This is a genomic window from Bacteroides sp. AM23-12 (genome assembly GCF_003434395.1).
GTDB lineage: Bacteria > Bacteroidota > Bacteroidia > Bacteroidales > Bacteroidaceae > Bacteroides > Bacteroides thetaiotaomicron.
On the sequence record NZ_QTLF01000012.1, the window covers coordinates 104,940 to 127,751 of the forward strand.

Genomic DNA, 22,812 nt, shown 5'->3' on the forward strand with positions numbered 1-22,812 from the left:
TTTGAATTGATAGTATCTTTGGTTTGTTTCAATTGGCAGAACATTTAGTTTCTGAGGCTTGAAACTAAAGTTTCTCCTGTTTGAAACTAAAGTTTCATCAGCTTGAAACAAAAGTTTCGTCAGCTTGGAACTAAAGTTTCACCGCATGAAACTTCTGCGAAACCAACGGAAAGTAATTTTTATATTATATCATATTGTATGATGACAAAGCGATTATATATTTTGATTGTAGGGTTGGCGATGAATGTCGTGGCTTTTGCCCAATCTTCTCTGTTACCTTATAAAAATCCGGTCTTGTCTGTTGACGAACGGGTGAAAGACTTGCTTTCACGTATGACGTTGGAAGAAAAGGTCGGGCAACTATTATGTCCTCTTGGTTGGGAAATGTACGAAATAAAGGACGATGAAGTACATCCTTCTGAAAAGTTTAAAAGACTAATGAAAGAAAAGAACGCAGGTATGCTGTGGGCAACTTATCGTGCGGACCCTTGGACTAAGAAGACATTGGAAAATGGACTTAATCCCGAACTGGCTGCCAAAGCCGGCAACGCATTGCAGAAATATGTGATTGAAAATACCCGTTTGGGTATTCCCTTATTTTTGGCTGAAGAAGCGCCTCACGGACATATGGCGATTGGAACGACCGTTTTTCCAACCGGCATAGGGATGGCGGCAACTTGGTCACCGGTACTGATTGAAGAAGTAGGAAATGTGATTGCTAAAGAGATTCGTTCACAGGGTGCACATATCAGTTATGGTCCTGTACTGGATTTATCTCGTGATCCTCGCTGGTCACGTGTCGAAGAAACCTTTGGTGAAGATCCTGTATTGAGTGGACGACTGGGAGCGGCGATGGTCATAGGGCTAGGTAGCGGAGACCTATCCCGTGAATATGCTACTATCGCTACCCTGAAGCATTTTTTAGCTTATGCGGTACCGGAAGGTGGACAAAACGGTAATTATGCATCGGTAGGGACTAGAGATCTGCACGAAAACTTTCTTCCTCCTTTTCAGGAAGCGATTGATGCGGGAACACTCTCTGTAATGACCTCCTACAATTCAATAGATGGTATCCCCTGTACGGCTAATTATTATCTGCTGACACAATTACTGCGTAACGAGTGGAGATTCCGTGGCTTTGTTGTTTCAGACTTATATAGTATTGAAGGAGTCCATGAAAGTCACTTTGTTGCTCCTACTATAGAAGAGGCAGCTATGCAGGTCGTTTCTGCCGGAGTGGATATTGATTTGGGGGGCAATGCATTTATGAATCTTACTCATGCCGTTCAATCCGGAAAAATCAGTGAAGCAGTGATTGATACTGCCGTATGCCGGGTATTACGGATGAAGTTTGAAATGGGTTTGTTTGAGCATCCTTATGTGAATCCGAAGTCTGCAACGAAGGTGGTACGTAGTGAGGAACATATCAGACTGGCACATAAAGTGGCGCAATCATCTATCGTATTGCTGAAGAACAAGAATTCGATTCTTCCTTTGAATAAAAAGATTAAAAAAGTGGCAGTTGTCGGACCTAATGCGGATAATCGTTATAATATGCTGGGGGACTATACAGCTCCGCAAGAAGATGAAAACATAAAAACCGTGTTAGACGGAGTGATCTCCAAACTGTCTCCTTCTAAGGTGGAGTACGTGCGTGGATGCGCTATTCGTGATACGACAGTGAACGAAATAGCGGAAGTGGTGGAGGCAGCTAGCCGTTCGGAAGTTATAATAGCGGTGGTAGGAGGTTCCAGCGCACGCGATTTCAAGACGAGCTACCAGGAGACGGGTGCGGCAATTGCTGACGAAAAGAGTATTAGCGACATGGAATGTGGCGAGGGATTTGACAGGGCTACCTTGACTTTACTGGGAAAACAACAAGATTTATTGAATGCATTGAAGGCTACCGGAAAGCCACTGATCGTTGTCTATATTGAAGGTCGTCCGCTGGATAAAGTCTGGGCATCCGAGCATGCCGACGCATTGCTGACTGCTTCTTATCCGGGCCAGGAAGGAGGGTATGCAATAGCTGATGTTTTGTTTGGAGATTATAATCCTGCCGGACGATTGCCGGTTTCCGTCCCCCGTTCTGTCGGACAGATACCTGTCTATTATAATAAAAAGGCTCCCCGCAATCATGATTATGTCGAACAGGCTGCTTCCCCATTATATACTTTTGGCTATGGGTTGAGTTATACCACTTTCGAATATTCAGATTTACAGGTAATCCGGAAATCTCCCTGTCATTTCGAAGTTGCATTCAAAGTGAAAAATACAGGAAGCTATGACGGTGAAGAAGTGGCACAACTTTATCTGAGGGATGAATATGCTTCAGTAGTTCAGCCTCTCAGACAATTAAAATGTTTTGAGCGTTTCTTTCTGAAGAGAGGAGAGGAGAAGGAAATCTTTTTCACTTTGACCGAAAAAGACTTGTCCATTATCGACCGGAATATGACACGTGTTGTGGAAACAGGAGGTTTCCGGATAATGATTGGTGCCTCTTCGGATGATATAAGACTAACAAAAGATATTTCTGTAGAGAGTCTGTGAGTGACAAAGAGACTTATTTCTAATCTGAGTTTATACATGGAACAGGCTGACTCTGAATTATCACGAGCCAGCCTGTTTTTCACTTAAAACCTAAACCTTGTACTTACTTACTGTTATAAGCTGTCAACATCCAAACCATCTTTTCCTGTTCTTTCAGATAATCGCTCATCATCGAAACGGTTACTTCATCTCCGGCTTGTGAAGCGATAGACAGAATCTTGCGTTCTTCACCGATCAGATAACTGATAGACTGCAGGATATTATCCAGTGCTTGTTCTCCGTTGCTTACCTTATCCACTTCATTGATATTGGCTACTTTCAGATAATCACTGAATTTGTTGGCAGGAGTGCCGCCCAGCATCAGGATACGTTCTGCGATTTCGTCCACCTTTTCGGCGGTGTCATCATACATCTTTTCGAATTGGCTGTGAAGTACGAAGAAGTCATGCCCTTTGATATTCCAGTGGAAACCGCGGAGGTTGGTGTAATACACTTGGAAGTTTGCCAGTAATTGTTGCAAAGATGCTACTACGTTGTTTGCTCCCGATTCGTTCAATTTGATAAATTCTAAAGTTTTCATATTCTATTTGTTTTTAATGATTTATATTCGTTTTCTTTTTTTCTGTACTGCAAAGATAAGGCGGAAAATGCTTGTTGTCAAACTGAAAATTTCTATCTTTGCATAGAAGAAATCTATAACTTAATCATATTTGATAGATGACAATACAACAATTAGAATATATATTGGCGGTTGATCAGTTCCGTCATTTTGCCAGAGCGGCGGAATATTGCCGCGTGACGCAGCCCACGCTGAGTGCTATGATCCAGAAACTGGAAGATGAGCTGGGAGTGAAGTTGTTTGACCGTACGGTGCAGCCGGTCTGTCCCACAGCGATTGGAGAAAAGATCATTGATCAGGCACGTGTCATTCTGGCACAGACAGCGCAGGTGAAAGAAATAATCAGTGAAGAGAAACAGTCACTGGCAGGCGTGTTCCATTTGGGGGTATTGCCTACCATAGCACCTTATTTACTTCCCCGCTTCTTCCCCCAACTGATGGAAAAGTATCCGGAACTGGATATACGTGTCACAGAAATGAAAACACAGAATATCCAGCAGGCATTGCATGCCGGAGATATTGATGCCGCAATTATAGCCAGCAAATTGGAAGACACTTTCCTGAAAGAAGAAACACTTTTCTATGAAACATTCTTCGGATATGTATCCTGCAAAGAACCTCTGTTCAAGCACGACGTGATACGCACTTCCGATATAACGGGCGAACGTCTCTGGCTATTGGACGAAGGGCATTGCTTCCGTGACCAGCTTGTACGTTTCTGCCAGATGGAAACGGTCAAAGTCAATCAGATGGCCTACCATCTGGGAAGTATGGAAACCTTTATGCGTATGGTAGAAAGCGGAAAAGGAATCACCTTCATTCCCGAACTGGCTGTTTCGCAACTGAACGAAGAACAAAAGAAACTGGTACGTCCGTTTGCCATTCCCCGTCCTACACGGCAGATAGTGCTTGCGACCAGCAGGGATTTTATCCGTCATAGCCTGCTCAATGTACTCAAAGAAGAGATACTGGCAGCAGTACCCAAAGAAATGCAATCCCTGCAATCCATTCAGTACTTGCTGTAATATTGCTTATTCCTGCGTACTGCTTCCGGCTGTATGGCGTTTCAACCATCGCCCTATTTCAGCTCCCTTAAAATAGATAATGAGGGAGCTGACTATGATAATCATTCCTGCAACGGTACTGAATGTCGGATACTCTCCCGGGAGCATGATCCAGCTAAGTATGGCGCCCAATATCGGGTTGATCAGTCTGCACATATTGATATCACTCACTTTGGCTCCTTTACTCTGTAAGGCGATAAACCAGAAACTGAAAGCAAAGACCGAGATAAATACCAGAATAGAAAGACTGATATAGAATCCGGCAGGCTTTCCGATAAATGAATGATACCCTTCCGTACCTAATCCTACCATATAGATGAGCAGTCCGCCGAAGAACATCTGCACGGCATTCAGGAAAATAGGGTTTATCTTGCCTTTATCTTCTGATACCGAAATCGCGGAATATCCCTGAAAGATGATACTGAGCAGCAAAAGTACAATTCCCGTGATCCCTTTCCAGTCCAGCGGAGCGCCATTGCTACCCATGCCTACGATAAGCAGCAAACCGATGAGGCTGACAATAAGGCTGATAATCTTGTGCACATTCAGCCGGTCATTGCTGGCCAGCAGATGGGCTAGCAGTACATTGATCAGAGGTGTCATTCCCATAATGATAGAAGAGATAGCCCCGCTGACGAAATCGACTCCGAAATAGAAAGCGGTGTACCCCATAAACATATTGATCAGGATCAAATTCAGAAACAGTTTGCTGTGTTGGCGTATTTCTTTCCACATCCCCTTATGCCAGGTATAAGCAAAAAGAATGATGCCTACAGTGGTAAAGCGGATTCCTGCAAAGTTCATCGGCGAAAAGTCGTAACTCAGTCCCTGCTTGATAAACGGATTGACGATAGCCCATAATACAGAGGCCAATATAGCATAAAAAAGTCCTTTTTTCATTTTATGGTTTGGTGGTTTTATTCAAAAATGCTGCAAAGATAGTAATAATTAGGCACATACATTTTGAATCTAGGTATTAATTCCTTATATTTGGAGAATCAACCATTTTTTATTTAGTAATATGAAAAAATACATTGCAGAAATGATCGGGACGATGGTGCTTGTCCTGATGGGATGTGGAAGTGCTGTTTTTGCCGGCAGTATGGCTGGTACTGTAGGAGCCGGCGTGGGAACGGTCGGTGTTGCTTTGGCATTTGGACTTTCAGTAGTGGCGATGGCGTATGCTATCGGAGGTATTTCGGGATGTCACATCAATCCTGCTATTACGCTAGGAGTATTCCTCTCGGGTCGTATGAATGGAAAAGATGCGGGTATGTATATGCTTTTCCAGGTTATAGGAGCGATTATCGGTTCGGCTATTCTTTATGCCCTGGTGACCACCGGCGGGTACGACGGGCCGACGGCTACCGGTTCCAACGGCTTCGGTGACGGTGAGATGCTACAGGCATTCATCGCAGAAGTGGTCTTTACTTTCATTTTTGTATTGGTGGTGCTGGGGTCTACCGATCCGAAGAAAGGGGCGGGAGCTTTCGCAGGCCTTGCCATCGGTCTTTCTCTGGTATTGGTGCATATCGTATGTATCCCTATTACAGGTACTTCCGTCAATCCGGCACGTAGCATCGGTCCGGCATTGTTCCAGGGTGGAGAAGCGTTGTCGCAGTTATGGCTGTTTATTGTGGCGCCGTTTGTAGGAGCGGCTGTCAGTGCGCTCGTCTGGAATTATTTCGGTGACAAGAATGAAAAGAAATAATAAGAAGAAATAAACGGATCACTTTATGATAAAATTAAGGGCGAGAGTTTCACAACTGTCGCCCTCTTTTGCGTAATTATATATTATAATAAAAAGAGTGTTTCTATAATTACTAGATTTAATTAGATGAGGGGAATTTCACTTCATAGAATTTCTCCCCGTTATATAAGGTCTTGACACGTATTCTGAGTCCTTTCTTGCCTTTCATCTGATCTTGAATCTTATCCAATTTGAAAGATATATACCCTTCGCCCAGACGGTCGGCGGTGTCGCCTTCGTCGTTATGCCGGAATTCAAGATTGATATACTCATCGTTGGCATCATCGGCAGCAGGTTCAGCTTCCTTGTTGTTGATGACCAGATTCAGGAAATGTTTCTTGTCCTCACTATGCGTGCCGTAATATTGGAATTCGATTGTCAGATATTTCTTGTCTTGGGTAATCCACATATAAGTAGAATTGATTTTATCGTCTCCGATCTTCTCTTCCGTATTTTCTCCTTCCCCCATAGTCACGATTTCTTTGGTCAGGATCTCTTTTATTTCTCTTACCTGAATATTATAGTCATATCCCTTCACCGGTTCTTCCAGTTCTTTGAATATCACAAAGGCGCGTTGCCCGTCTTTATTCTTGTCACTGATCCATCCGTTTCCATTGCTCGGGAACATTGTTTTTCCATCATCCAGAGTGAAATAGAAATCCTTGCTATCCGGGCTGATCAGATTGATGGTGCCGATGACCAGTGAATCGGATGAGGAGTCATCATCCAGACACGACTGAAGTATCGGCATTGTGGTCATAACAGCAATAAAAAATGCAATGAATTTAAATTTCTTCATATACTATAAAAATGTTTTTTAATGAGTACTATTTACTTGCTTTGTACTCTGAAAATGCAAAGGGGGAGAAAATATTGCATTTGGATCTGTTAAAGAAACAAAAGTTGCAAAAGAGTTGTTCTCTCTGTGCAGTATTTCTATCTTTGCTGCATTTATAAGGTAAACACGTGTATAAGCAAATGGAAGAATTTGAGTTGTCGGAACAATGCAGGCTGGGAAATAATCGAGCCCGCAAAGAATTGTATGAGCATTATGGAGGGCGTTTGCTAGGCGTCTGTCTGCGCTATACCGGCGACCGTGATACAGCTCAGGATCTGCTTCACGATGGTTTTATAAAGATATTCAGTTCTTTCGACAAGTTCACCTGGCGGGGTGAAGGCTCACTTCGGGCCTGGATGGAACGGGTGATGGTCAATACCGCTTTACAGTATCTTCGGAAGAGTGATGTAATCAGTCAGTCTACGCCTTTGGAAGAAGTACCCGAAGATTACGAGGAACCCGACGCTTCGGCTGTAGAGATGATTCCGCAAGCGGTATTGATGCGATTTATCGAAGAGTTGCCGGCAGGATACCGTACCGTGTTCAACCTTTACACCTTCGAGGAGAAATCGCATAAGGAAATAGCACAGTTGTTAGGTATTAATGAGAAGTCATCGGCTTCGCAATTATTTCGGGCGAAGAGCGTGTTGGCTAAGAGAGTAAAAGAATGGATAATGAATAACGGATAGGTAGAGATATGGAAGAGAAAGAATTATGGATGAATAAGTTGAAGGAGAAGCTCGGGGATTACTCGGAGCCGCTTCCTGCTTCCGGTTGGGAACAACTGGAAAAAGAACTTATGCCTCCTGTGGAGAGGAAGATATATCCTTATCGTAAATGGACGGTAGCCGCTGCGGCTGTCATTTTATTGGCTTTGGTGTCATCGGTCAGCCTGTATTTCCTCGGGACTCCTGCTGCTGATGAAATTCGTCATGCCAAGACTCCGGCGTTAGCCTCTGTACCGGATGTTTTGCCGGATGCGCAGCAACCGGATATGACAGGAACAACGGTAGAACCGGTAGTGCGTCCGGTAGTGAAGAACCGCATCGCGAAAGCAGAACGGAACATTCCCCAGCCGACGGCAAATATCGACGAACCGGTGAAGAAAGAAGAGCAGCAACCTTCGGAACTGAACGCTCAGACCGGCGACCGGAAAGAAAAAGAAGAAGTGGAACCGGTGGAAGAAACGAAGGCCGCCCAGCATAAGCCCGCAGATACGGAACAACCGAGAAATAAGCCGCGCCGTCCTTCCAGCAGAGACAAACTGCATATTCCGGCAGAAAAGGCATCTTCACAGAAAGGCACATGGTCGATGGGACTTTCGGTAGGTAACTCCGGTGGTGCTTCTACAGAGTTGGGATCGGGCATTCCTTCTTATATGTCCCGTGTGAGCATGGTATCGGTATCAAACGGTCTGCTGAGCATACCCAATGATCAGCAATTGGTCTTTGAAGATGGAGTACCTTATTTGCGTCAGGCCAATCAGGTGGTCGATATGGAACACCATCAACCTATCTCCTTCGGATTATCTGTCCGCAAGAGTCTGGCGAAAGGGTTCTCTGTCGAAACAGGATTGACTTACACCTTGCTTTCTTCGGATGCAAAGTTTGCGGACAGCGACCAGAAGACCAAGCAGAAACTGCATTATCTGGGTATCCCGTTAAAAGCGAACTGGAACTTCCTTGATAAGAAACTGTTTACTCTTTATGTATCCGGTGGAGGTATGATTGAGAAATGTGTTTATGGCAAGCTGGGCACAGAGAAGGAAACTGTGAAACCTTTGCAATTCTCCGTCTCCGGTGCAGTCGGCGCACAGTTTAATGCCACCAAACGGGTAGGTATATACGTAGAACCCGGTGTTGCTTATTTCTTTGATGACGGTTCCGATGTACAGACCATCCGTAAGGAGAATCCGTTCAACTTCAATATTCAGGCGGGTATCCGACTTACTTATTAGTCAATATAGTTGAGCTATATATTTTAAAAGCGATATTTTACCAATAACGGTTAAAATATCGCTTTTAAAGTTTTATATGCAGAAACTTTGCTGAAAAATCGGAAATCTGAGAAAATATTAATATCATTGTCATCTGTAACTTTATACCTTTGTTTCAAAATACGACACTATGGTTGATTTTTCAGATGAAAAGTTCTTATTAGACGAGATCAGAAAAGGTAATAATCAGGCGTTTGAATATCTTTTTAAGGCTTATTATCCCCGTTTGCGCGGCTATGCTATTCGTTTCGTGGAAGATGAAGAGACGGCTCGTGATATTATTCAGGAGTGTTTTCTGCGTTTTTGGGAGAAGCGGGAGTTGTTGTCGGCTGTATCGGTCACCTCCTTACTTTTTGCAATGGTACGCAATGGATGCCTGAATTACTTGAAGCATCTTTCCATTGTCGAGAAACATCAGATAGAATATCTTGCATCCATTGATGGTGAAGAAAGGCTCTATTATGCCGACTTCACGCTAGATGCAGAGCACAAACTACTATATGACGAATTGCAGGAACAAATCAACCTTGTCATCGGGCAGCTGCCCGAGCGTTCGCGGGAAATCTTTCTGATGAGCCGTTTCAAAGGACTGAAGAATCGTGAAATTGCAGACAAACTTCAGATATCGACTACGGCAGTCGAGAAGCACATTGCGAAAGCATTGAAAAGCTTCTCCAAACACTTCAAAGACAAGTATCCGGTAGACATTTATATTATGATTGTTGCCTGGGTGATTATGAATAATAAATAAAAGAAGAAAATATAAACCATTGATAATTAGATTGGAAGAGCAGGGACTGAAAAATTCCTGCTTTTTTCTTTGTATGGGTGGTTGGGTAAAAGAAATAATAGTTGTTACATCTTATAGAAAGTGAAATTATGGAAGAAAAGAAAAACATTCGTGAGTTGGCCGTTCAGTATTTCGAAGGAAGAATCCGGCGAAAAGACGAAAAACTATTGTTTGAGTATGTCGGACAAAGTGAAGCAAATCGCACGGTATTCAGACAGTGGGAAAAGGAGTGGATTGCCTCGGGCATTACCGATTCCAATACCACGAAGGAGTGGGAGACATTACAACGCAAAATCCGCACGCAGGAAGCCATTATCCCGATGCTGGGTATTTCGAAAACGAGATTTTCCGTCTGGCGGAAAGTGGCTGCTGTCGCAGCCATCGTACTTCTGACTATAGGAGGAACCCTCGGTGTCCGGCAACTCTCTTCCTCATTGCAACCGGAAACGTACTTTGTATGCGAAACTCCTTATGGCGAGAAGAGTAAAGTCGTTCTGTCTGACGGTACAGTCGTTTGGCTTAATGCAGGTTCTACACTGAAGTATTCGAACAAGTTTAATACCGCCAATCGCAGAGTCGAACTGAACGGTGAAGGATATTTTGAAGTCACCAAGAAAGCGGGAGCTACTTTCATCGTGCAGACACATGGATATGACGTCGTTGTGAAAGGAACAAAGTTCGACGTATCCGCCTATGATGACGATCCGTTCATTTCCACCACTTTACTCGAAGGTTCGGTCGAACTGAATTATAAAGGCAGTCAGATAAGGATGTCTCCTGGAGAGTCCATGAGATTGAACGTAGAAACAGGAAAATTCATCCGTACCCAAGTAAACGCTTCACAATCAAAAGCGTGGGCGGAGAACCGTATAGAATTTGATCACATTACATTGAAGGAACTGGTTGCAAAACTATCCCGACAATATGATGTGAATATTCGGCTGGAATCGGAAGCTGTAGGAGACAAGACATTCCGTATTTCTCTGCGTAACAGAGAAACAATCGGAGAGGTGATGACGGCTTTGCAAGAGATTATCCCGATAACCGTCGAACGTAAAGGCAAGGATATATATATCAGAGAATAATTTCCATTTCGTAACAACTATTATTAAATTAAATCGAGAAAAACTATGAACAACCGAAAGAGCTTATTACGGCTGCTTCTTTTAGTTTCATTCTGTCTGGCGACAGTGACTTTGCACGCCCAGGTCATCAACAAGACATTCAAGAATGAAACATTGAAGACAGTATTGAAAGAAGTTGAGCAACAAACAGGTTTATCTGTCATCTATAAGACAGATGAAGTGAATGAGAATAAAAGAATTACGGCAACTTTCAAAAATGCATCATTGGATGAGGTGCTGAATAAAGTCTTGGATAAGGATTTGACTTATAAGTTGCAAAACAAGATGATAGTCATCTTGAAAAAGACGCAGAAACCTCATGACGGCAGTACAAAGAAGAACATCAAAGGAACCGTCGTGGATGATAAGGGCGAACCGATCATTGGGGCCAGCGTGGTAGTGAAAGGAACTTCAACCGGAATAATTACGGACCTTGACGGAAACTACACTATAAATGAGGTATCGGAAGATGCCTGGATTTCAGTCTCCTATATCGGTTATCAGAGTGTGGAACTTCGAGCTGCCGATAGTAAGAATCTGCTTCGGATTGTCCTGAAGGAAGACACTAAAGTATTGGATGAAGTAGTTGTCGTGGGGTATGGTGTACAAAAGAAAAGTGATATCACCGGTTCCGTTTCTTCCGTAAAGTCAGCAGAGCTATTGTCAGCTCCTAATGCCAGTACTGCGCAGGCATTGCAAGGACGTGTGGCAGGTGTTGTTGTGCAGAATTCCAGTGGTGCTCCTTCAGGATCGGCAACGATCCGCATCCGTGGAGCCAACTCGCTGACTTATGGAAATGATCCTTTGATCATAATCGATGGTGTTCAAGATGGGAATATCGGGAGCTTGAATCCTAATCAGATAGAATCCATAGAAGTATTGAAAGATGCCGCAGCCCTTTCTGTCTATGGTTCGAAAGGTGCGAACGGTGTTATTCTGGTGACAACTAAAAATGGGAAAACCGGAAAGCCGCAGGTCTCTTACAACGGTTTTGTTTCATTTGATGAAGTACGGAAAACCTTGCCTGCATTGAATGCAAAAGAATATGCCCTGCTGATGAATGAGGCTCAGGAAGAGAATGGGCTCAATCCTGTTTTTGGACCGGATGAGATTCCGTTGGAAGGAAACAGTACGGACTGGCAGGATAAGATTTTTCGGAATGCGGTTTCCCAATCACATAACATCAGTATCAGTGGAGCGAAAGAAAGCATTTCTTATTTCATAGCTGGAGGATATACCAATAAAGATGGCATTGTGCAGAATACCAATTTTAAACAATATACTTTTCGTGCAAACTTTAAAGTTCAGGCTACATCCCGTTTGAATTTGTCGCTGAATACGTTTGCCTCTTATGACGAGACGCACAATGGAGATTATGAACAGGCTATCAATGCAGCACTTCAATGGTCGCCTACGAAACGCATCTATGATCCCGATAGTGAAGGAGGATATACACAGCCGGGTGGAGGAATAGGACCGGTTTCATTATACAATCCGGTGGGGTATGCTTTGGAGATAGTGGACGATAAATCCGTTGCTTCTTTTAATGCTTCTTTAATGGGAGAATATAAATTCTGGGATTTCCTCAAATTATCTTCTTTGTTTTCATATAAGACTCATAGCGATACCAATGGGTATTTTGATAATCAGCGTGTCAATAATGGCGATATTAGAGATATTAACGGAAGTAAAGCCCAATCACGCTATATTGCTTTGCAAAGTACCAGTATTCTGACTTTTGATAAGGCTTTTGGTGATCATACCGTTCAGGCTACCGGGGTATACGAAGTGTTGAAGGATAATTATCAGAGCACATCTGCTTCTTCCAGAGGAATCCCGGTGGGAATGGGATATAATGGAGTGCAGTTCGGTTCTATTTTGCAGGCCCCTTGGGTGGAATATTCTACTACGGTGATGCAGTCTTTTATGGGTCGCGTGAATTATAGTTATAAGAATAAATATATGTTTTCCGGATCGATTCGTTATGACGGAGCCAGCCAGTTGGCAGAAGGAAACAAATACGACAATTTTACAGCATTTTCGTTAGGATGGAATCTTATGGAAGAGAAATTTATGAAAAGGCTGAAAGATATGGTACCGGAGTTTAAAATTCGTGGAAGTTACGGTACGGTAGGCAATGCGGCAGTGCCCGCTTACTCTTCTCATTTAAAGTTTTATCCGGGCATGGACGATAGCGGAAACCCGACTTTGGCAATATCAGATTTAGGCAATGAAAATCTGAAATGGGAACGTACCCGTGAGTTGAACATCGGTATAGACAGTCGATGGTGGGGAGGGCGTTTGAGTTTCTCAGCCGAATATTATAACAAGAAAACCACAGACCTGTTGATGTGGCAGAAAGTGCCTTCGGTATTGGGTGTCAGTTCCATCCTTACCAATGTCGGTTCCGTGTCCAATAAAGGATTTGATATCATGTTGGGTGGCATTCCTGTCTCTACCAAACATTTTAAATGGGACATAAATTATACATTGAATATCAATAAAAATAAGATTCTCGAACTGGACGGGCTCTCCAATACGCTTATTACAACCGGTGCCGATTATCCGGGATTGGTGGGTTCTTATGTCCAGATGGTGGGACAACCGATGGGCACATTCCTCGGATATACCTTTGCCGGTGTTTGGCAGAAATCAGAAGTTTCGACGGCTGCGCTTTACGGAGCAAAGCCCGGAGATGCCAAATATGTAGATATCAACCGTGATGGAAAAATAGATAAGGATGATATAGGCATTATCGGTAATGCCCAGCCGAAGTTGAGCTTCGGATTCAACAATACATTTACGATTTTTGATTTCGACCTGAATATTTTCTGGCAGGGAGTATCCGGTAATGACATTTATAATCAGAATCGTATCCGGCGTGAGACTTATTCGTCAGATGCATTCCCGACCAGTACGGTTATGAAAAATCATTGGACACCGGAAAATCCGACAAATATTCCTGCTTTTTCGGGAGCAGAGTATGTTAATTCTTCCCGTTGGGTGGAGAAGGGAGACTATTTGCGCTTGAAAAATATCACATTGGGCTATCGTATTCCGCACAAGATACTGTCAAAAATAGGATGTTCGTCCGCCCGTATCTATGTCAGTGCCAATAATCTATGGACAATAACCAATTATTCGGGATTTGATCCGGAAGCAAGTATGGGAGCAGACTCGGATGCGGCAGGCGTGGACCGTGGTGTGTATCCTTCGTCAAAGAGTTTCCTTGTAGGGTTGGATATTTCGTTTTAATGATCATTTAATAATAACAGACTATGAATTGTACACTTATAAAAAAGAGCTGCGTCGGATTATTGGCGATAATATTAAGTACGAGTTGTGCCGATTTGACAGAGAATCTTACCGGACAGCCAACTGTCGATAAGTTCTTCCAGACACTGACCGACTTCAATAGTTATATCACAGGAGCCTATACCCCCTTAATCCTTTTATATGGTACCGATATGCCCTATGCGGCCAGTGCAGGTGCCGAAGATGTAAATACCCCCGTCATCAGATGGAAAGGATTCGAACAGGTTAACATTAACACAGTAGGAAATCCGGACGAAGTGACGGATGAGTTATGGAACTCATATTACACAAGTATTAGCGCGTGCAATACATTGATAAAGATTATCGGTGAGAACACGAAATTATCTCCCGACGAATTGTCCCCGATTGGAGGGGAAGCCCATTTCTTGCGTGCTTTTAATTACTTCCAGTTGGTGCGTTGGTTTGGCGAAGTGCCATTGTTGACGGAGGAAAATCAGGATAATGCGGCAAAAGAGCCTCAGGCGAGTGTTGCCCGGATTTACGAGCAGATAGTTTCTGATTTGAAGAATGCAGAGTTGACATTGCCTCTTTCACAGGATGATCCGAGCCGTCCCAGCCGTTGGGCGGCAAAAGCGTTGCTTGCAAAAGTCTATTTGACAATGGCGGGATTTCCGTTGAATGAGACTTCCTGTTATGCGCTGGCACGTGATAAGGCAAATGAAGTAATTAGTGAAAAGGTCTATACCTTAGAAAAAGTATATTCCCAATTGTGGTTATGGAGCAACCGTAAAATAAACTCCGAATTTATCTTTGCGCTTTATGCCAGTTCGGACAATGCAACAGGCAGTTATATCCATCAGGCCGTGCGTCCTACTGATCACGGAGAAAACGGCTGGGCAGATTGGACCAGTGACAAACGCTTTCTGGAAACTTTTCCCGTAGGAGATGGCAGCCGTTTGAGCGGAACTTTTTATACTCGGATGAGGGACGGTGCTTCGTGGGAAGAGACCAATGTGGCACAACCTTATGTGGGAAAGTACCGGGATGCAGGTCCAAAGAGCGGAGGATATTCAGGGATAGCTACAGCTAATAAAGCGGACGGATTTTTCTGTATGTTACGCTATGCCGATGTGTTGCTGATCTACGCGGAAGCCGCTAATCTGGCAGAGGGCAGCCCTTCAAAAGCAGCATACGATGCTATCAATGAAGTCCGCGAACGAGCAGGACTGACTAAACTATCGGGACTGACTCCGGCACAGTTTGACAAGGCGGTATTGGACGAACGTAACTGGGAATTGGCTTTTGAATGTAATCGTTGGTTCGATTTGTGCCGTCGTCATATTCTGAAGGAGACTTTGGAAGCTTATTATCCGGAGGCAAAGATTGACGATCACAATTATCTTCTACCGAAACCGAGCGACCAGATGACTATCATGACCGGTATTGTTCAGAACCCCGGATACAATTAAACGTCAATAACATAATCGAAAAGAAAGAATGATATGAAAAGAAATATAACTTTGATTTTAATCACTTTGTGTCTGGCGATAGGAGTCGTTTCTTGCAGTGAAGATTCTTATCCGGAGAATCCTACCCTTGTTTCGCCTATTTCGGGATTAGTCTTGGAAGTGAACGGAACGGACTATGTGGCTACCCCTCTGTTGCAGGAGGATGGTTTGTTGAGTAAAACATTGTTGGTGGCAGTCAATCAGCCTTCCACTACTGCCATAGTGAAACAGATAGACGTTTCCGACCCTTCGGCTACGGTCAATATAAATGTGGGAGATGTGATTACTTTCAGGAATAACCAATTTGCATTGGAATGGACGAAGGGGACACAAGCTGAGACTTTTCTACTGGAGATGAGTTATAATCCTCCTCCGGTAATGTATTTGGTAATGTCGGGTGAGAAAGGAGATTACTATGGCCTGAATACAGAAACGGCACAGACCATTGCTTCCATTACCTATAATAATCTGTTTGAAGGATATATAGACTTGACAAATACGAGCTGGAACAACATCGGCTTGGTGCAATCCGACCAGTCCGCCTATTTTGATGTTAGCGCCGGATTGGGCGGCGGACAATCTTATGGAACTTTAGCGATGGTGGAGAAATCCTCTCCGGGAACCGGCTATTATCCGTGTGACGGTCCCTGGGGAGATTGGACAACTACTGGAGGCAATGTTTCAATTGTCTCTCCGGGCATCTGGAAAGTTAATTTTGACCTCACTACCCGTCAGATCGTTTTACTGGAGACACAATGGGCTGTTACGGGGACAGCCGTAGGAACGGTGAAAGCAATGGTCTACAATTCTGACGCCCGCAAGTGGTCTTTGACGACAGAACTTACAGCCGGAAAATTGAAATTTACCACTATTCCGGTCTCTGCCGGTGATCCGACTGTAACGTATGGGGCGTCCGATGGTATTGTCAGACTGTCGGAGACAGGGACGGATATTACTATTGACGAAGCTGGTATGTACCGGATAGAATTAGACTTGAGTACACCTTTTTATGATTATACTATAACGAGATAAATCAACAATTATGAAGAAATTCTTATTAAGCAGTATATTTTTGTTTTCACTGGCTTATGGAGTAATAGCCTGTACCGAGGGGTTGCCAACCGACAACTGGGAAGAACCTGTCGTTCCCGTAGATCCTGCCGTTACTACCCTGCGGGGTTCGTTCGAAAGTAAGTTTGTGAGATACTCCAAAGGTCAACAACACGAAGCTCAGATGGAAAAAGCGAAGATCGTCACCCTTTGGAAAGACACCCTTTGGCAGAACGACCGTACACACAAACAGATAGTGTTATGGTCAGGAGATAAAAAATATGACGACCTCACTTATGAAGTTTCGGATCTGGTGAGCGACGCGAACAGCATCTCTGCCTCCAATATCCGACTTCGTTTCCCTTCTTATATAAAGGGAGACGATCAGGCACTCGATTGTGGAAATTATGAGAGCCGCACCACTACCTTGATTGCCGATGCCCTTTCCGAAGTACCCGTCACAACGCTCACCACTCAAGATCCCGTTAAGATATGGGTGACCATAAACACGCCGGCAGATGCCGTACCGGGCATATATACCGGAACCATTCAGGTGAAATCAGCCAATGAAGTGAAGCAGAAGTTTAATCTGGAATTGCTTGTCGTAGATCATCAGTTGCCTGCGGTAGCCGATTGGAGTTTCCATCTTGATTTATGGCAGTTCCCTTTCCAATTGACAACTCTGTGTCGGGACAACGGAGAAAATGTCGTTCCTTTCTCCGACGAATATTTTGCGATGATGAAGCCGTTTTATCAACTGTTGGCAGATGCCGGGCAGAAGGTAATCACCACGTATATCAAGGACGGTGCTTTCAATAGCGGACAAACGATGGTGAAGTGGTCGAAAAACAGTTCCGACGAGTGGATATTCGACTATACCGATTTTGATAAATATGTCGGGAAAATGATGGAATGGGGAATCAATAAACAGATCAGCTGTTTTTCTTTGGCCGGATGGAAGACGTCTGTCGGATATAAAGATGCGTCGGGCACGGACCGGACATTGGAACTCACCATCGGTACGGAAGAATACAACACAGTGTGGGCTGCTTTCCTGACTTCTTTCAAGACGCATCTGCAAGAAAAAGGCTGGTTTGACAAAACCGTGCTTTATATGGATGAGATTAAAGAAGACGGTATGAAGTCAATCATAGCTTTAATCAAAGAGAACGATGCGAACTGGAAAATAGGACTGTCGGGAGGAAATGTCGATAGCGGGATAGAGAACAGCCTGTATGATTATTCGACCATTTTAGGCTACGAGCGCCAGTCGGACAATGCCGTTTCTACCTTCTACACCAGTTGCTCGCAGCAATACCCGAACAACTACGTTACGGCGCAAACCAATCCGGCAGAAATGTCGTGGATGGCGTGGTATGCGCTGGCAAAAGGATTTGACGGATATCTGCGCTGGGCATACGATTACTGGACACAGTCTGACCCTACCAGTGCACAGGATGGAAGTAATGCGTCCGGCGACTTCAATATGATTTATCGCAGCGAAAATACCGCCGCCGCTGTTCCCATCTCCAGCATCCGTCTGGAACTGCTGCGGGAAGGCATTCAGGATTATGAAAAGGCACGTATACTGAACAACGGACAACTGGACGCAGCTATCCGCAATTTCACCTCTGCTTCGGGGCGTGAAGCCGCCAAGTGGGTAGGAATAGCCGAAGGAACATTGAAAGAACTATCTGCAAATGATTAAACAGAAATAGATAATGAAGAAATTAAAGAATAAAATAGCTTTCGTACTGCTGTTTATACTTGTCTCCGCCATGTCGCAGGCAAAGGGACTGGACCCACGTTTTCAGATACTCCCTTTACCCCAGAACATAGAGATATTGAAAGGGCAGGGGATAGCAGGTAGTGAACTGGGATATATCGTATCGAAAGGCGAAAGTAAAATCCCCGTTTTAGGAACATTGCTGGACGCTTTACCCCGCATTGAAAAACAAGGAGCAGGTATTACACTTTCCCTGTCGGAACAGAACACACCCGAATCTCCGGAAGGATATACGCTGGAAATCACATCCCGGGGAGTAACGATCCAATCGCGTGGACAAGCAGGATTGTTCTACGGTTGTCAGACCTTGGAACAACTGATGGAGGATAGTCGTGACCTTCGTATCCCTATTCCATGTCTCCGAATGACGGATTATCCCGAAATCTCTTACCGTGCCGTTCACTTTGATACGAAGCATCATCTGGACCGGACGGAATACTACTATCGGACCATTGATAAACTGGCCCGCTATAAGGTGAATGCCATCATTTGGGAAGTGGAAGACAAGCTGCGCTATACCCGCCGTCCCGAAGTGGGCGCCCCCAACGCCATCAGCAAACAAGAGATGCAGGCTATCAGTCGCTATGCCAAAGAACGTAATATTGAAATCAGTCCCTTAGTACAAGGATTGGGACACGCCGGCTTTATCCTGAAACGCCATTGGGAACTGCGGGAAAATCCGTATAGTGACTGGGAGTTCTGTCCTTCCGACCCGCGTACCTATGAGTTACAGTTTGATCTTTACCGGGATGCGATGGAAGCCATGCCTGATGGCAAGTATCTTCATATCGGTGGAGATGAAATAACGGCTATCGGCATAGACGAACGTTGTAAAGCGACCGGAAAAACAGCTTTTGAATTGCAGATGATCTGGCTCAAAAAGGTTTGCGACTTTGCTGTGGAACATGACAGAACTCCCATCTTCTGGGATGATATGCCTTTGAAGTATGCCGACCTTTGGTGGTTGTTGCATCGCCCGCTCACCGATGATGAAATTCGTAAGAACTGGAATACCTCCCGGCTGGACGAAGCTATCAAGATGTTCCCGAAGAATTGCATCTATATGCGTTGGCATTACGAAGACCCTACCGTCTTGTCCCATCAGATGCTCCTGAAATGGTATCATAAGAATGGACTGAATGTAATGGGAGCTACCGCAGCAGCGACCGGTGAAACCCCGTTTATGCCCAGAAACAACTCTAGGGCACAATATATTAAAGATTTCTGCAAACTTGTTTCTCAAAATCAGTTGAAGGGCATCCTTGCCACGGCTTGGGATGATGCCTCTGCCCATTGGGAAACGGTGATGCGCGGACTTATAGCACAGGGCGAATATAGTTGGCATCCGGACGGGCGGACTGTGGATGAGTTTATCCGGGCGCACGCCCGGAGGGAGTTCGGATTGTCCGGTCAGCAAATGGAGTTTCTGACAGAAATGGAGAAAGCTGCTTTCTTCTTTGATCAGGCATTAGTCGTTTCCGGCACGCGAAATCCTGCTTGGGGAGTATCGGAAACATTCCGGTTGCTGGATTTGCCGGATTCGGAGAAACCGGGAGAATGGAAGCGGAAATATCAGGGAAGACTGGATACCGTCCGCATTGAATCGGCGCGTTATGAGAAGATTTGTAAAGGCTTGAAAGTGGCTGAACAGGCAGCTTTACGCAATCGCTACACGTTGGATATTTATAAACAGACGAACGAACTGTTTCACTATCCGGTGAAATTGTTGGAAGTTTTAGAGGTTTATGACAGTACAAAAAACGATGAAGAACGTCTTCAAGCATTAGTAAGGATAGGTGACGTTTGTAACTCCTTCAAAAGTATGCGTGCTGAATTTGAAAAGACTTATTCGCAAACTCGTTTTATGGAGAGTCCGGAGGGGCATATTGCCGACCAGAACCACCATCATCACTTGTCTGCTTTAAGTAACAACAGTGACTGGATATTTCTGTATGAAATGCCGATGGTAGAAAAAGTGGAAAGATGGTTGAAAGAACAAAAAGATAACTAACCTTAGATTTTAAATATCGTATTGTTCTGTTGAGGACAATACAGCGTAGTGTTTTTGAAGGTATTAGTCACCATTTCGGGAAGCAGGCAATAGCTGTGCTTTCCGGAATGGCTTTTTTATAATTAATAAAAATCGTTTTTATGGAAAATTCATTGAGTGATGAATTGTTTTGTTCATTGAAGAATGAACTTCGTGAAGTAGATGCACAAATCAGTGTGCATAGTAAAAAACTGTTGGAGCTGATTGACCAAAAAAAAGAATTGTCGTCCAACTGATTCGGGAAGAAGAACAAATGACGCCCACTGTTATCGAATATCGGGGAGATCCGAAACGGTATGTTTCTGTTATTCTAGGTGCCATTGACCGGGGGAGGTTGACGTATAATGGAGACGCGAATTGCGAACAGACGTTCCGGTCCTTGTCAAGTGTGATAGATGTCATAAGCCCTAAGAACGGGAAAGCGCTCAGTATCGAAACGTTGGTCTCGTATGAGAAGAAAGAACGTGCCGGGGAGTTTTCAGATTATTCGGAAGGGAAATTCGAATAAAATGAGTACCCGAGAGGGAATTTAAGCCCGTTAGCAGTATAAATTCGACTTTAAAAGTTGTATGATATTGAAACTTTTATTATATTTGCACAATGAGAAGAAAAGTAATAGCATACGGTCAATACTACAAGGATTTTCTTGCCACTCTGACAGAAAAGGAAATTCAAAAAGTGAAATATGTGCTTTCATTGCTTGGAACAGAAGACCGTTTGCCTATAAAATTTATAAAGGTTATACGTGATGGTCTATATGAACTACGTATATCATATAACGGAAACATTTACCGTATCTTTTTCATTTTTGATGAAGGGCAAATAGTTGTTTTATTTAATGGCTTCCATAAGAAAACACAGAAAACCCCATCATCAGAAATAGATAAGGCATTAAAAATAAAGGAGGAATATTATGAGTACAAAAAACAACATGCTGACTGATATCAGCGCAGAACTTGATAAGGAGTTCGGAGCACCTGGGACTCCGGAACGTGAAAAGTTCGATGAAGAGGCATACGCTTTTTATACTGGTCAAATACTGTTGGATGCACGACGGGAAGCAAAAGTAACTCAGTCTGAATTAGCAAAGAGAATCAATGCAACTAAATCGTATATCTCACGTATTGAAAGCGGAGCTATAAATCCAAGTGTAGGAACATTCTACCGAATTATTAATGCATTAGGATTGAAGATTGAAATCGTAAAACCAATCATGGGTATATAGTCGAAAAAACCGAAGGATATCTTAATCCTTCGGTTTTTCATATTTTACTTTCCTATCACTTCGATTAACCAACGATTTAAGTTCCGGCTTTCTGCACTAAATTCCATTCCGATCTTTACAATAAGATATTCTTCCTTCGTATATCTTCAAAGGTTTGTATTCCAATAGGAAGTTTACGCATCAAGTTGTCCATATCTGATTCTTTTGATCTTTTGCACATCAAAGATGACAAATATTTCCTGAAGTCTGCTTCAATTGGTGGGCTGATTTGAAAATGCGGTGGGAAATTGAAAAAAGACGGTTGTGTTTTTCCGATTTTCCGCCGTCTTTTTGGAGAAAGAAAAGGTAAAAAGTGAGAGGAGTGAGAGAGGATTTCTAACATTCGTATTTTTTTTTAGAGAAATATAGAAAGTAGAAATAAAGAAATAAAATAGAAAAAGTTTCAATTCCTCTCTCACTCCTCTCACTTTTGGGGGTGAAGATGATGAAAAATAATATAAAACGAGGAAATGTGTTGTATAGTTGAACAACATTCCTTATATTTGCGTTATGAAAAGAGAAATAATAGCATATAAAGGATACTTCAAAGAATTCTTTGAAAATTTAGATGCTGGCACCCAAGATAAGATATTGTATGTGCTAATGTTATTGCAGACACAAGACAGAATACCTTTGAAATTTATGCGGTTGATAGAAGAAGGACTTTATGAACTTCGTATCGAGTACCAAAGCAATATATATAGAATATTCTTTTGTTTCGACGAAGGGCGTATTGTGATTCTGTTTAACGGTTTTCAAAAGAAAACCGAAAAAACACCAAAGAAAGAAATTGATAAAGCAAAGATATTAAGAAAGGAGTATTATGGAAGCAAAAACAAATGAGGAATTCTTTAATGTCAGTGCATTAATAGATGAGCGTTTTGGTAAGGAAGGAACAGCTTCTCGTGCAGAGGCAGAAGAAAAGGCCTACGCCTTTTATACAGGACAGATTATCGAGGACGCAAGAAAAAAGGCTAAAATCACTCAGGCTGAATTAGCCCGGCGTATCGGCTCTGACCGTTCTTATATTTCAAGAGTAGAAAGTGGTCAGACAGAGCCTAAAGTATCTACTTTCTATCGTATAATGAATGCGTTAGGCTGTAAAATCGAATTTTCAATGATTTTGTAAAAACAATAAATGCAGAGT

22 protein-coding genes are annotated in these 22,812 nt (G+C 43.4%); 18 read left to right on the forward strand and 4 right to left on the reverse strand.

Annotation, left to right across the window (positions count from 1 at the left end; all coding sequences use genetic code 11):
- The first annotated feature begins 201 nt into the window (after window positions 1-201).
- Window positions 202-2,550: a glycoside hydrolase family 3 N-terminal domain-containing protein gene (locus DW640_RS12410; RefSeq protein WP_199610363.1), complete on the forward strand. Its 2,349-nt coding sequence runs from the start codon at window positions 202-204 to the stop codon at window positions 2,548-2,550.
- 103 nt (window positions 2,551-2,653) lie between these two features.
- On the opposite strand, the gene DW640_RS12415 is transcribed toward DW640_RS12410, so the two are convergent.
- The gene (locus DW640_RS12415) at window positions 2,654-3,130 is read right to left on the reverse strand and encodes a Dps family protein (RefSeq protein WP_048692452.1); all 477 of its coding nucleotides are present in this window, start codon (window positions 3,128-3,130) and stop codon (window positions 2,654-2,656) included.
- 137 nt (window positions 3,131-3,267) lie between these two features.
- On the opposite strand from DW640_RS12415, the gene DW640_RS12420 reads away from it, so the two are divergent.
- A complete protein-coding gene (locus DW640_RS12420) occupies window positions 3,268-4,194 on the forward strand; it encodes a hydrogen peroxide-inducible genes activator (RefSeq protein ID WP_016268132.1) in 927 nt (308 codons plus the stop codon).
- 6 nt (window positions 4,195-4,200) lie between these two features.
- Here DW640_RS12420 and DW640_RS12425 read toward each other — a convergent pair whose 3' ends face one another.
- Window positions 4,201-5,133 carry a DMT family transporter gene (locus DW640_RS12425; RefSeq protein WP_074857233.1) on the reverse strand — a complete coding sequence of 311 codons (933 nt, stop codon included), beginning with the start codon at window positions 5,131-5,133 and terminating at the stop codon, window positions 4,201-4,203.
- 121 nt (window positions 5,134-5,254) lie between these two features.
- On the opposite strand from DW640_RS12425, the gene DW640_RS12430 reads away from it, so the two are divergent.
- Window positions 5,255-5,944: an MIP family channel protein gene (locus DW640_RS12430; protein ID WP_032813526.1), complete on the forward strand. Its 690-nt coding sequence runs from the start codon at window positions 5,255-5,257 to the stop codon at window positions 5,942-5,944.
- Window positions 5,945-6,062: 118 nt separating this feature from the next.
- On the opposite strand, the gene DW640_RS12435 is transcribed toward DW640_RS12430, so the two are convergent.
- A complete protein-coding gene (locus tag DW640_RS12435; protein WP_117578277.1) occupies window positions 6,063-6,782 on the reverse strand; it encodes a NigD-like protein in 720 nt (239 codons plus the stop codon).
- Window positions 6,783-6,961: 179 nt separating this feature from the next.
- On the opposite strand from DW640_RS12435, the gene DW640_RS12440 reads away from it, so the two are divergent.
- The 13 genes from DW640_RS12440 (at window position 6,962) to DW640_RS12500 (ending at window position 21,626) form a co-directional block, all read left to right on the forward strand.
- The gene (locus DW640_RS12440) at window positions 6,962-7,510 is read left to right on the forward strand and encodes an RNA polymerase sigma factor (protein ID WP_008760422.1); all 549 of its coding nucleotides are present in this window, start codon (window positions 6,962-6,964) and stop codon (window positions 7,508-7,510) included.
- 8 nt (window positions 7,511-7,518) lie between these two features.
- A complete protein-coding gene (locus DW640_RS12445) occupies window positions 7,519-8,778 on the forward strand; it encodes an outer membrane beta-barrel protein (RefSeq protein ID WP_117578279.1) in 1,260 nt (419 codons plus the stop codon).
- A gap of 169 nt (window positions 8,779-8,947) precedes the next feature.
- On the forward strand, window positions 8,948-9,568 hold the full coding sequence (locus DW640_RS12450) for an RNA polymerase sigma-70 factor (RefSeq protein ID WP_008760424.1): 621 nt from the start codon (window positions 8,948-8,950) through the stop codon (window positions 9,566-9,568).
- 128 nt (window positions 9,569-9,696) lie between these two features.
- Window positions 9,697-10,692, forward strand: coding sequence for a FecR family protein (locus DW640_RS12455; RefSeq protein ID WP_117578281.1), 996 nt, complete (start codon window positions 9,697-9,699; stop codon window positions 10,690-10,692).
- Between the two features lie 45 nt (window positions 10,693-10,737).
- Window positions 10,738-13,986 (forward strand): TonB-dependent receptor, encoded by a 3,249-nt coding sequence (locus DW640_RS12460; RefSeq protein WP_117578283.1) that lies wholly within the window; start codon window positions 10,738-10,740, stop codon window positions 13,984-13,986.
- A gap of 23 nt (window positions 13,987-14,009) precedes the next feature.
- A complete protein-coding gene (locus DW640_RS12465) occupies window positions 14,010-15,476 on the forward strand; it encodes a RagB/SusD family nutrient uptake outer membrane protein (protein WP_117578285.1) in 1,467 nt (488 codons plus the stop codon).
- Between the two features lie 33 nt (window positions 15,477-15,509).
- Window positions 15,510-16,547, forward strand: a complete 1,038-nt coding sequence (locus tag DW640_RS12470) for a hypothetical protein (protein WP_117578287.1) — start codon at window positions 15,510-15,512, stop codon at window positions 16,545-16,547.
- A 10-nt stretch (window positions 16,548-16,557) separates the two neighbouring features.
- Window positions 16,558-18,273, forward strand: a complete 1,716-nt coding sequence (locus tag DW640_RS12475; RefSeq protein ID WP_117578288.1) for a DUF4091 domain-containing protein — start codon at window positions 16,558-16,560, stop codon at window positions 18,271-18,273.
- 13 nt (window positions 18,274-18,286) lie between these two features.
- A complete protein-coding gene (locus tag DW640_RS12480) occupies window positions 18,287-20,362 on the forward strand; it encodes a family 20 glycosylhydrolase (RefSeq protein ID WP_117578290.1) in 2,076 nt (691 codons plus the stop codon).
- A gap of 140 nt (window positions 20,363-20,502) precedes the next feature.
- Window positions 20,503-20,637 carry a hypothetical protein gene (locus DW640_RS24315; RefSeq protein ID WP_016268120.1) on the forward strand — a complete coding sequence of 45 codons (135 nt, stop codon included), beginning with the start codon at window positions 20,503-20,505 and terminating at the stop codon, window positions 20,635-20,637.
- Window positions 20,638-20,654: 17 nt separating this feature from the next.
- On the forward strand, window positions 20,655-20,909 hold the full coding sequence (locus DW640_RS12490; RefSeq protein WP_016268119.1) for a hypothetical protein: 255 nt from the start codon (window positions 20,655-20,657) through the stop codon (window positions 20,907-20,909).
- A gap of 92 nt (window positions 20,910-21,001) precedes the next feature.
- Entirely contained in the window at window positions 21,002-21,343 is a 342-nt protein-coding gene (locus DW640_RS12495; RefSeq protein ID WP_008760431.1) for a type II toxin-antitoxin system RelE/ParE family toxin, read from the forward strand.
- On the forward strand, window positions 21,315-21,626 hold the full coding sequence (locus tag DW640_RS12500) for a helix-turn-helix domain-containing protein (RefSeq protein ID WP_008760432.1): 312 nt from the start codon (window positions 21,315-21,317) through the stop codon (window positions 21,624-21,626). The genes DW640_RS12495 and DW640_RS12500 overlap by 29 nt, the downstream gene beginning before the upstream one ends.
- 115 nt (window positions 21,627-21,741) lie before the next feature.
- Here DW640_RS12500 and DW640_RS23980 read toward each other — a convergent pair whose 3' ends face one another.
- The gene (locus DW640_RS23980) at window positions 21,742-22,008 is read right to left on the reverse strand and encodes a hypothetical protein (protein ID WP_225637524.1); all 267 of its coding nucleotides are present in this window, start codon (window positions 22,006-22,008) and stop codon (window positions 21,742-21,744) included.
- Between the two features lie 167 nt (window positions 22,009-22,175).
- On the opposite strand from DW640_RS23980, the gene DW640_RS12510 reads away from it, so the two are divergent.
- Both DW640_RS12510 and DW640_RS12515 read left to right on the forward strand, forming a co-directional pair.
- Window positions 22,176-22,508, forward strand: a complete 333-nt coding sequence (locus DW640_RS12510; protein WP_008766756.1) for a type II toxin-antitoxin system RelE/ParE family toxin — start codon at window positions 22,176-22,178, stop codon at window positions 22,506-22,508.
- Entirely contained in the window at window positions 22,489-22,794 is a 306-nt protein-coding gene (locus DW640_RS12515) for a helix-turn-helix domain-containing protein (protein ID WP_008760436.1), read from the forward strand. Before DW640_RS12510 ends, DW640_RS12515 begins: the two co-directional genes overlap by 20 nt.
- Window positions 22,795-22,812: the final 18 nt, after the last annotated feature.